Below are 9921 nucleotides of genomic sequence, written 5' to 3'. Positions count from 1 at the left end.
CTGACCGTGGTGCACCACCGGATCAGCCGATCACCACCCCGGGCCCCGATGGCAGAGGACGCGAGACCCGCAGAAACCATGCTCCACTCCCCGACCGGGCTGGGCGATAGTTGGGCGACGACACCTTCCCTCAACGTCGCCGAACATCGCTCAACTGCGCCCTATCGAGGCCCCTGACCTGCGCATTCGCGTGACGCTGCAGGTCAGTCATGATCGCGGGCTACCTTGACACGGTAGAGGTCACTGGTTCAATCCCAGTATCGCCCACCACTTGACCTCCGGGCCCACGGCATTGGCCATTACCAACGGTGATTTCGCGATGGCGTAGTGGCGCCACGGTCCCGCCGGGCTTACGGGATGATCGGGCGATGACGACGATCATCGATAAGGTCGCCTGGATTCATCTGGACGACGACAGGATCCTCGGCACCCGCTCGCACGGCAAGGACGTCTACTACAGGTTCGCCGAGCTGAGGTCCATCGCCGCGGCCCGTGTCATGTTACGTCCGCTCCGGTATCGCGCAGCTCGTCGGCCGCACGCGCCAGCCGCTCCTCGTCCTGGTCGACGAGGACCACGGACCAGCCGTCCGTGCCCAGCATCCGCGCGCTCGCCAGCCCGGTGCCGGAGGCGCCACCCGTGACGATGACCGAACGCTTCTTCTCTGACAATGGCGTGCCTTTCGCATGCGTGGCGGCGGAGGCCGCGGCTTCAGTCGCCGGTCACGAGTTCGTACGGAAGGACCGTCATGAGCCGCGCGCGGTCGCCGACGGTCACCTCCACCAGGTGCCGGAGCCCCGCGCCTTCGTACAGCGCGTAGTCCAGCCCGCCGCTCTCGTCGATGCCGACGCGGCCGGACATGTGGACGGTCGCTCCGGCCGATTCGAGCAGCCGGCCGGCCTCGGCCGGGTGGTCGCCCCGGACCTGGATGTGGTGCAGGCCGGGGCCGTGCTCGTCGAGGAAGTCCCGGTACGGGCCGGGGCCGGTCGGCGCGATGACCTCGACGTGCAGGCCACCGGCTTGGACCGCAGTCCGGGATGAGCCGGGCGAGCCGCCATCCGGTCTCGACCGGGATGACCTTGTCGTGCGCTCCGTGCACGACGAGGCACGGGGCGGCGATGCTCCGGACGCCGTCCTCGGTGAGTTCGAGGGCGTCGCCCGTGTGGCGGCTGTCGTGGAGCATGCTCCGGTACACCTCGTGCACCCCCCGGCGCCCGGCTCGCCTCGAACCGGGACCGGACCAGTTCCTCGGTGACGATCGTGGGATCGAAGGCGAAGTAGTCCCGGAGCAGGGAGCGCATCGCCTCAGGTGACGGCTCGTAGGCGCGCAGGGCCGCCAGCCCCTCCGAGGGGGTCATGCCCGGGGCCGGCGTCCCGAGGAGGACCAGGCGGTCGACCAGGTCCGGGCGCTGCTGCGCGATGTGCAGGGAGACCAGCCCGCCCATGGAGTTGCCGACCAGGCTGACCTTGCGCAGACCGAGGGCGTCGAGGACGTGCGCGATCCAGGTGCGGATCCCGTAGGTGATGCCCTCGGGCCGCTCCGTGTGGCCGTAGCCCACCATCTCGGGCGCGATCACGCGGAAGCGCTCCCGCAGGCCGTCGATGGTGGCGGAGCAGGTCGGCCTGCCCACCAGCGGCCGGCGCCGGGTTCCCGGGCTGCGCCGCGAGGAGGTCGGGGTGCTGGCCGCCGCCCGTCCCGCACGCCGCACGTCCGCCCGCCGCAAGGACGCCCAGGTCCCGCCCCGGGTCCAGTGGATGCTGGACTCCATCACGATGTCGGCCGCGTTCGTGCGCAACGGCCGCCACGACATCATCGCCCACAACGCGCCGGCGCGGACCTTGCTCGCGCCGATCTTCGACAGCCGCACCACCGCCCAGCACGGCCGCGCCAACATCGCCCGTTACGTCTTCCTCGACCCGGGCGCGCGGCGGTTCTTCGTCGACTGGGACGAGGCCACCACCGCCAGCGCCGCGCTGCTACGCGCCCAGGCCGGCCGGGAACCCCATGACCGGGCCCTGCGCGACCTCATCGGTGAACCGTCCACCCTCAGCACCGCGTTCCGCAGCCAGTGGGCCGCTCACGACGGACGCCTGCACCACAACGGCAGCAAACGGCTGTGGCACCCGGAGGTGGGCCGGCTGGAGCTGACCTACCAATCCCTCGACCTGCCCACGTCCAACCCGGCAGTGGGTCACCACCTCACCATCTACACCGCCGAACCGGGCAGCGCCTCCGAAGAACGGCTCAAGCTCCTGACCAGCCTGGCGGCCACCCCGTCCGCACACCCCACCACCCAGCCCGGCTGAAGAGGCACCGTCCATCGTGGGGTTCCTCGGCCTGTGGCGTGCCCGGATGCCCGTGCTCGCCGTGCGGCCGGCCGACCTGCGGCGGCTCGCCGGGCCGACGTGACACGAGGAACCGCACGTCTGACCGGCCCGGCAGGACACTTCCGGACGTCCAGACCTGTGGATCGCGTCGGCGTCACCCATACCGGGTCTGTCCGGTACGTTCCTCTTCAAGCCAGTCCCCCGGCATTTCGTCCCTGGAGATCGCCCATGGCATCCGAGTCCTCCGCCGTCCCACCAAGACCATGGGAGGTGGTCGCCGTTCTGTTCTGGGTGGGCCTGTCCTGGGTTGCGGTGATCATGTTCAACTTCGTCCCCCCAGATGCCATCACGGGTAAGGACATGTCGTACATGCTGATTTCCACGGTCATTCTCGGATTGTGGATGTGGCGGGTCTGGCATGGCGGGCCCATGGCCGTCGGTTACATGCAGAAGTTGCTCTCTGGTCTCGGGGTGTTCGCACCAGGCGGCGTGTTGCTCCTCGTTGTTTTCCTGCAGAACGGATTCGAGGTGAGGGGCATCTTGGAGGACTGGCCAGCTTCCCCGTACAGCCGATCCGAGAGCAGGGAAGTCTTTGAGGACTGGCCCGCTCTCCAGTTCCGGCTGGCCGTGCGCACGCTGCCACTGATCGTTTACGGCGTGGTGTCCTTCACGCTGTCCAGGATGCTGCGCCGTCCGATCGTGCGTGCGTGGATCAGCGCGCGGGCCGATGCGGGGCGACCGGACGCCGGGGCCTGAACGGTCAGGGTTTATCGTCCGGACGGCAGTGCCGGGTGAGGACCGGGGGCAGCGGCGCGGCGCGGCCGTCGCGCACGCACACATAGGTGATCGTGCCGACGGCCACCAGGTCGTCGCCGTACCGCATCGTGAAGACCATCGTGAGGGACGTCGTGCCCAGCCGGGCGGGAGCGCTTTCGACGGACAGAATCTCGTCCAGGCGGGCCGGGCGATGATGCTCGCAGCCGCTCGCCTTTATCACCAGGTCGTGGCCGTCCCGGCGCAGGGACTCATAGCCGCCTGATCCTTCCAGCCAATCGAGGAAGGCGTCCTCGAAGAATTCGTAGTAGCGCAGGGCGTGCATCATTCCCTGCGCGTCGCAGTGCCTGGGCCGTACGCGCAACTCAGAGATCACGTAGAGGATCCTAGGGGTCTCGGCGCGCGGCTTTGTGCACCGGAACTCGCCGCGGCCGGCGGCCACACCCGGCCGCCGGCCGCGGCGAGTGACCTGTGCCGATAGATTCACTTCATGATCTCTCCACGCCGCGTGATCAAAGCGATCCTCTTCGTCGTACTCACCGTTGTTTTCGCCGTGTGGATTTACCTTGACCTGGAGAGCTCCGGTTGAGGGTGCGGTCGCAGGCCGCCGGATGTTCGGCCGCGTCCTCACCTCAGTTGAACGGCTCGCCCGGGAAGCGCACACGATATCTGCGCGCACACCTCGCATCTCGCGATGAACGATCACCTGGCGTGACCCGCACCTCCGCACCGGCGCTCTGAGCGGACGGCGCCTCCGGCGTCGCGTGCTCCCCTCCCTCGTGCCCCCGCCGGTCGGGCGGTGAGGTCGGCGACATAACATACGTACATGCACGTATGTATGTTACTGGAGGCGCGCCGATGGGCTACCTGAAGTACGTCGCGGTCGGGGACAGCCAGACCGAGGGGCTCAATGACGGGGACGAGCGGACCGGCTACCGGGGCTGGGCGGACCGGCTGGCCGAGATGCTGGCCGCGGAGGAGCCGGGTTTCCGGTACGCCAACCTCGCCGTCCGCGGGAAGCTCGCCCGGCAGATCCTCGATGAGCAGGTGGGCCCCGCCCTGGCCCTGGAACCGGACCTGGTGACGGTCACGGCGGGGATGAACGATCTGATGCGGCCCGGTTTCGACGCCGCCGCCGTGGCCGGGGACCTGGACGCGATACTCGCGGCCTTCACCGGCGCCGGCGCGTGCGTGGTGACCTTCACCTACCCCGACATCGCCCGGATCGTCCCCCTGGCCCGGCGCGCGCGGCCCCGGGTGCTGGACTTCAACGCGCGCATCCGTGAGTCCGTCCGCCGCCACGGCGCCGTCCTGGTGGACACCTTCCACCATCAGGTGACCACCGATCTACGGATGTTCAGCCCCGATCGCTACCATCTGGCCCCGCTCGGGCACGCGCGCCTCGCCGCCGCCGTCGCCGAGGCGCTCGGCCTGCCCGGCAGCGACCAGACCTGGACCGAGCCCCTTCCGCCGGTGCCTCTCCCGTCGCCGTGGCGTCGTGCCGGCGCCGAGCTGGTGTGGGCCGCGTCCTTCGCGGGGCCTTGGGCGGCCCGCCGGTTGCGGGGACGGTCCTCCGGCGACGGCCGCACCGCGAAGCGCCCCGAACTGCGACCGATGATGTGAGCGGCGGGGGCGGCCGGTCTCCCCGGCCGCCCCCGGTACTTGGGTTCGATCAGGGACCGGTACCGCTGCGCTCGGGTGGTGCGCCGGTGAGCTCCGCGACCAGCCTGTCGGCGGCCCACAGGCCGTTGAAGGCGGCCGAGTCGGACCAGGGGAAGCCGAGGTAGTCCCCGGCCAGCACCACCGGGCTTCCGGCGGGCAGCCGGGCGCGGTAGCGGCGCACCGCCTCCGCATGCCCGATCGGCACGTACGGCATGGCCTCCTGCCAGCGGGTCACCCGGCTGTCGGTGACACGGTCCGCGAGCCCCGGCAGCCATGGCTCCACCGATTCGACGGCGGCGGCACGGACCGTGGCGTGATCGGCGGTCGCCAGCCTCCGCGCGGCGTCCTGCCCGAACATCACGGTCAGCACCTCCCCCGCCCCGGCGTTGGTCCGCGAGTGGACGGCGACAGCGGCCAGCGGGGAGGACGAGCCCGGTGTCACCAGGACCCCGTACGCGCCTCCCAGTTCGTCCTCGGCCAGCGGCTCCGCCAGGGCGAGCCCGGCGAGCAGCCCGCGGCTGTAGGGCGTGGCGAGCACCGCGGCCTCGTCGGGAGCGGGGTCGGCCAGGATCCTCGTGGCCGCGCCCGCGGGGACCGCGATCACCGCCGCCGCGGCTTCGCGCCGGCCCTGCGAGGTGGTCAGGACGACGTGACCCCCAGGGGACTCCGGCCGCTGGACGCGGTCGACCCGGACCTCGTACTCGATGGTCACCGTCTCCGCGAGAGCGCTGGTCAGCGTCCCGAGCCCGCCGCGCAGCGTGAACGCCGAGGCGCCGCGGGCGGAGAAGGCCGCCAGGGTGCCGGGCAGCGCGGCGCTGTTGGCGTCCAGTTCCTGGAAGTAGAGGCCGTGCACGGTCGGGGAGACCAGCCGCCGGGTCAGGCCCTGCCCGAACCGCTCCCGCGCCCATTCCAGCCCGTCGCGCTCGTCCAGATCGGTCCAGCGTCCGAGGTCGTTGGTCGGGCGGGCGGCCAGCTCGCGGCGCGCGGCCCATCCGCCCCGGGCGGCGGGGACGAGGTCCCGGCCCCGCAGCAGGCCGCCGGAGACCATGGACAGCGGCCTGCGGGTGTCGAATCGCCAGGTTCGGCCGTCGTCGGCCACCATCGTCCGGCCGGAGACCGTGGTGATGCGTTCCTCCAGCCCGAGCGTCGCGAGGAGCCCGGGGATGGACTCGTAGCCGGTGGACAGGAATTGGGCGCCCCGTTCCATGAGCCCCTCCCCCACCGCCTGCGTGGACATGCGCCCGCCGGGGGCGCGCTCCGCCTCGATGACGGTCACCGGCAACCCGGCCGCGGCCAGCCGATGGGCGGCGCTGAGGCCGGCGATGCCCGCGCCGACGACGACCACCTCGTCCGGACGGTCACTTCTCATGCGTCACGTGTCCTTCCTGCGGCGTGTCTGTGGAACGCTTCCCCGGCCCGGGCTCCGCCGGTGGATCCGGGGAGAGAACGGCGCGGCACGTGGCCACGATCAGCTCGTCGACCAGGGCCGGTGGCGGGCGGCCGTCCAGCAGATAGCGGCGGACGCCGCCGTAGGGGACGTCGACCACGGCGAACACGAGCCGCCGCCGATCGATGCCGGGGTGCGCCGCCGCGTACGCGTCGAGCGCGGCCATCACCCGGGCGTTGACGTCCTCGTCCCTGCCTTCTCCGGGATGCTTGACCAGGTCCTTCCGGCGGTGCAGGAGCAGCAGCGCGGCCTCGGACGGATGCGCGCGGCACCAGCGCGGAGTATGGAGAGCGGCGGCCTCGGCGTCCCCGGCCTCCAGGGCCGCCACGAAGCCCTCCTGGAATCTGCGGACGCTGCGCAGCCAGAGAGCGGAGAGCAGCAGGTCGCGTGAGCCGAAGCGGTGGTAGAGCGAGCCGGTCGGGGCGTTGAGCCGGGCCGCGATGGCGGACATCGTGACGGCGCCGGGTCCGCCTTCCGCCACGAGGTCCAGGGCCGCGTCGAGGATCTGGTCCCGGCCGTACTTGGCAGGTCTTCCCATGCGCCCCCACCCATGTTTTAGTTGAATCGTTCTAGAATACATACTCTAATAAGGAGACGCATGCGCACCGCCATCGAGGTCGTCCGGAGCTTCTATGCCGCGGCTCAAGCCGCGGACGGCGTGGCGATCATGGCCTTGCTGCATCCCGACCTTCAGGTCCACACCGCACCGGGCATGCCCTGCGGGGCCGGCGGCGCCTTCCATGGGCCGCAGGACGCGCTCACCCGGGTCTGGGGCGCGGTCTTCGCCGACTTCGACACCGCCCCCTACGCCGAGAGCTGGCACGAGACCACCGACGGGACCATCGTCGTCACAGGCCACTACCGGGGCAGTGCGCGCGCGACCGGACGGCCCTATGAGGCCGAGTTCGTCCACCTCTGGCGGGTCACCGGCGACCGGATCTCCTGGCTGCACCAGTACACCGACACCGCCCGCTGGCACCAAGCCCTCACCCCCGCGGCCGGCTGAGACGGACACGCGAAGGCCGCGCTCCCCGGTCGGCCTGTCCGATGCTGAACGATCGCCGGCCACGGCGGGGGCCCATGGGGCCGTCCGCCGTGGCCGGGGTGGGAGAGGCCGATCAGCGCGCTCCGGCGGCCGTCGGCGGGGTGACGTGTTGGTGCGCGGCGTCGCCGGACCGGTCGGTGCTGGGGGCGTACAGGACGAGCGCCCAGGCGAGGCAGGCGAAGGCGGCGGTGTGCGCCACGATGCGGACGATGTTCCAGGTCACCCATCTGTTCTCGAAGCTCTCGCGGGTCGCGGACAGGTCGGCGATGCCGGCGGGGTCCCCGGCCCGGTCGAGCCGATCGTTGAGCGGGATGTTGATGCCCCGGGTGATGAGGAACGCGACCAGGTACAGCGCGAGCGCGGCGAGGATCCAGGGCAGCGCGGACCGGCCGTGGCCGCGCCAGGCGAGGACGGCCGCCAGGACGATCAGCGGGATCGAGCCGACGAAGGGCAGCAGGAACCAGGGATTGATGATCGCCCGGTTGATGTTCTGCATCGCCTCGACGAGGGTGCGGTCGGACGAGCGGCCCAGGCCCGGCATCACCGAGCAGGCGTAGGCGAACAGCAGCCCGGCGACGAGCCCGGTGCCGACCGTGGACGCCATCAGGGTGATGGATTGCAGGGTTCTCATCCGGGTCACCGCCCGTTCCAGACGCCGGTGGCGGCGGCGTCGCGCGCGTAGTCGGTGAAGTCGCGGGCCGGGCGGCCCAGCGCCTGCCGGACGCCGTCGCACACGTAGGCGTTGCGGCCGTCCAGCACGGTGGTGAACACGTAGGTCAGCAGGTCGACGATGTCGGCGGGGACGTCTTGGGCGGCCAGGCCCGCGGCGAACTCCTCGGCGGGGATCCGCCGGTAGGCGATGGCGCGGCCGGTGGCGGCGGAGATGGCGGCGACGGCCTCGGCGAAGGTCAGCAGCCGCGGGCCGGTCAGCTCGTAGATCCGGCCGAGGTGCCCGTCCTGGGTGAGCACGGCGGTGGCGACGTCGGCGATGTCGTCGGCGTCGACGAACGGCTCGCCCACCTCCCCGGCGGGCAGGAGCAGCTCGCCGTCCACGAGGCCGTCCACCAGGTAGCCCTCGCTGAAGTTCTGGTTGAACCAGCTGCAGCGCAGGACCGTCCAGTCCGCGCCGGAGGCGGCGAGCACCTTCTCGCCGGCCTGGGCCTCCTCCTCGCCCCGGCCCGACAGCAGCACCAGCCGGCGGGTCCCCGACCGCAGCGCCGTCTCGGCGAACGCCCCGATGGCCTCGGGGGCGCCCGGCGCCGCCAGGTCGGGATAGTAGGACAGGTACGCCGCGGTGACGCCTTCCAGCGCGGGCTGCCAGGTGTCCGGATCCGCCCAGTCGAAGGGCACCCCGCCGGACCGTGAGCCCACCCGCACCGGGCGATCCTGCGCGGTCAGCCGCTGCACGATGCGCCGCCCGGTCTTGCCGGTGCCTCCGGTGATGAGAATCATGTCGCCGGTCATTCCGTTGCTCCTTCGTTGAGAGATACGCACGGCTTCCTCGTGCCGCGTCTCAACGGTCGTCCTGGAGCGGGTCGGCAACAATGGCCAGGTACGCAACGGTCGTTAACCTAAAGGTTCACGATCGGGGGTTGAGATGGAACGACGCGATATCGAGATCTTTCTGACGCTCGCGGAGGAGCTGCACTTCGGCCGCACCGCCGAACGCCTGCACGTGTCCACCGCGCGGGTGAGCCAGACGATCAAGAAGCTGGAGCGCAGGATCGGCGCGGCCCTGTTCGAGCGGACCAGCCGCAGGGTCGTGCCGACCCCGATCGGGCGGCGCCTGGAGCAGGATCTGCGACCCGCCTACCAGCAGATCCTCGACGGCATCGACAGGGCGATCTCCGCCGGCCGCGGGGTCGACGGGCTGCTGCGGGTCGGCTTCGTCGGCACGGTCGTCGGGCGGTTCCTCCACCAGGTCTCCGCCAGGTTCCAGGCGCGGCATCCCGGGTGCCAGGTGCAGGTCGTCGAGGCCCGCTACAGCGACTTCCTCGACCTGCTGCGCGGCGACGAGCTCGACCTGGTCCTGGTCCCGGTCACCGTCGACGAGCCCGGCATCGTGTGCGGTCCCGTGCTGTTCCGCGAGCCGGTCGTCCTCGCGGTCTCGTCCCGGCACCGTCTCGCCCGGCGCGGCTCGGTCTCGCTGGAGGACCTGGGGAGCGAACGGGTGCTGCGTCCCCGTGGCCTTCCCGCCTACATGAACGAGGGCCTGGTGCCGTCCCGCACGCCCGGCGGCGCGCCCGTCGCCTCCGGTCCCGAGTTCAGCACCGTCCAGGAGATGCTCTCCCTCATCGGCGCGGGCCTGGGCGTCTTCGTGGTGCCCGCCCACGCGAGCAAGTACGACACCCGGCCCGACATCGCCTACGTGCCCCTCCTCGACGGACCGGCCAGGGAACGCCGGTTCGCCTGGCGCGCCACGGCCGAGACCAACCGGATCCGCGCCTTCACCCAGGCCGCCGCCGACATCGTCGCGGCGGAGGGAGGCTTCGAGGCGGTGACCGTGCCGCCCGCCTGGCGACCCGGCGCCTAGCCGCGAACCGGGGGGAACGGCACGGGACGCCCCTGTCCCCCACCTCGCTGTGGACGGCGTGCGCTCTCCACCGGCGGCGTCGACGGGCGGCGCCGGCCTGGCCCTCAGCCACCTGCTCACCCTGGGCCGCACGC

General features: G+C 71.5%; 13 protein-coding genes and 1 pseudogene. 6 read left to right on the top strand and 8 right to left on the bottom strand.

Features of this window, described 5'->3' with window-relative positions; all coding sequences use genetic code 11:
* Positions 1-495: 495 nt before the first annotated feature.
* Positions 496-669 carry an SDR family NAD(P)-dependent oxidoreductase gene (locus tag ACGWYJ_RS11755; protein ID WP_395105925.1) on the bottom strand — a complete coding sequence of 58 codons (174 nt, stop codon included), beginning with the start codon at positions 667-669 and terminating at the stop codon, positions 496-498.
* A gap of 40 nt (positions 670-709) precedes the next feature.
* The gene (locus tag ACGWYJ_RS11750; RefSeq protein ID WP_395105929.1) at positions 710-859 is read right to left on the bottom strand and encodes a hypothetical protein; all 150 of its coding nucleotides are present in this window, start codon (positions 857-859) and stop codon (positions 710-712) included.
* On the opposite strand from ACGWYJ_RS11750, the gene ACGWYJ_RS11745 reads away from it, so the two are divergent.
* Positions 860-1039 (top strand): hypothetical protein, encoded by a 180-nt coding sequence (locus tag ACGWYJ_RS11745; protein WP_395105928.1) that lies wholly within the window; start codon positions 860-862, stop codon positions 1037-1039. It abuts the gene before it with no gap.
* 206 nt (positions 1040-1245) lie between these two features.
* On the opposite strand, the pseudogene ACGWYJ_RS11740 reads toward ACGWYJ_RS11745, so the two are convergent.
* Positions 1246-1560 (bottom strand): annotated as a pseudogene (locus ACGWYJ_RS11740) (alpha/beta fold hydrolase); the annotation flags it as partial.
* 40 nt (positions 1561-1600) lie between these two features.
* Here ACGWYJ_RS11740 and ACGWYJ_RS11735 point away from each other — a divergent pair.
* Positions 1601-2305, top strand: a complete 705-nt coding sequence (locus ACGWYJ_RS11735) for a transcriptional regulator (RefSeq protein WP_395105924.1) — start codon at positions 1601-1603, stop codon at positions 2303-2305.
* Positions 2306-2596: 291 nt separating this feature from the next.
* Positions 2597-3082: a hypothetical protein gene (locus ACGWYJ_RS11730; RefSeq protein ID WP_395105923.1), complete on the top strand. Its 486-nt coding sequence runs from the start codon at positions 2597-2599 to the stop codon at positions 3080-3082.
* 4 nt (positions 3083-3086) lie between these two features.
* Here ACGWYJ_RS11730 and ACGWYJ_RS11725 read toward each other — a convergent pair whose 3' ends face one another.
* Positions 3087-3476 (bottom strand): acyl-CoA thioesterase, encoded by a 390-nt coding sequence (locus ACGWYJ_RS11725; protein WP_395105922.1) that lies wholly within the window; start codon positions 3474-3476, stop codon positions 3087-3089.
* A gap of 482 nt (positions 3477-3958) precedes the next feature.
* Between ACGWYJ_RS11725 and ACGWYJ_RS11720 the strand changes: the two genes are divergently transcribed.
* A complete protein-coding gene (locus ACGWYJ_RS11720) occupies positions 3959-4723 on the top strand; it encodes an SGNH/GDSL hydrolase family protein (RefSeq protein ID WP_395105921.1) in 765 nt (254 codons plus the stop codon).
* Positions 4724-4772: 49 nt separating this feature from the next.
* Here ACGWYJ_RS11720 and ACGWYJ_RS11715 read toward each other — a convergent pair whose 3' ends face one another.
* Together ACGWYJ_RS11715 and ACGWYJ_RS11710 are read right to left on the bottom strand one after the other, a co-directional pair.
* Positions 4773-6131, bottom strand: a complete 1359-nt coding sequence (locus tag ACGWYJ_RS11715) for a protoporphyrinogen/coproporphyrinogen oxidase (RefSeq protein ID WP_395105920.1) — start codon at positions 6129-6131, stop codon at positions 4773-4775.
* Positions 6121-6747: a TetR/AcrR family transcriptional regulator gene (locus tag ACGWYJ_RS11710; protein WP_395105919.1), complete on the bottom strand. Its 627-nt coding sequence runs from the start codon at positions 6745-6747 to the stop codon at positions 6121-6123. The genes ACGWYJ_RS11715 and ACGWYJ_RS11710 overlap by 11 nt, the downstream gene beginning before the upstream one ends.
* Positions 6748-6807: 60 nt before the next feature.
* Here ACGWYJ_RS11710 and ACGWYJ_RS11705 point away from each other — a divergent pair, with 60 nt between their 5' ends.
* Complete coding sequence (locus tag ACGWYJ_RS11705; RefSeq protein WP_395105918.1) at positions 6808-7215, top strand: nuclear transport factor 2 family protein; 408 nt, start codon at positions 6808-6810, stop codon at positions 7213-7215.
* Between the two features lie 112 nt (positions 7216-7327).
* On the opposite strand, the gene ACGWYJ_RS11700 is transcribed toward ACGWYJ_RS11705, so the two are convergent.
* Positions 7328-7885: a DUF1772 domain-containing protein gene (locus ACGWYJ_RS11700; RefSeq protein WP_395105917.1), complete on the bottom strand. Its 558-nt coding sequence runs from the start codon at positions 7883-7885 to the stop codon at positions 7328-7330.
* 5 nt (positions 7886-7890) lie between these two features.
* A complete protein-coding gene (locus ACGWYJ_RS11695) occupies positions 7891-8718 on the bottom strand; it encodes an NAD(P)H-binding protein (protein WP_395105916.1) in 828 nt (275 codons plus the stop codon).
* Between the two features lie 133 nt (positions 8719-8851).
* Between ACGWYJ_RS11695 and ACGWYJ_RS11690 the strand changes: the two genes are divergently transcribed.
* Positions 8852-9787 (top strand): LysR family transcriptional regulator, encoded by a 936-nt coding sequence (locus ACGWYJ_RS11690; RefSeq protein WP_395105915.1) that lies wholly within the window; start codon positions 8852-8854, stop codon positions 9785-9787.
* The last annotated feature ends 134 nt before the right edge of the window (positions 9788-9921 follow it).

The organism is Actinomadura sp. SCN-SB, from assembly GCF_043906805.1.
Lineage (GTDB): Bacteria > Actinomycetota > Actinomycetes > Streptosporangiales > Streptosporangiaceae > Spirillospora.
This window is presented reverse-complemented; position numbering and strand designations above follow the sequence as displayed.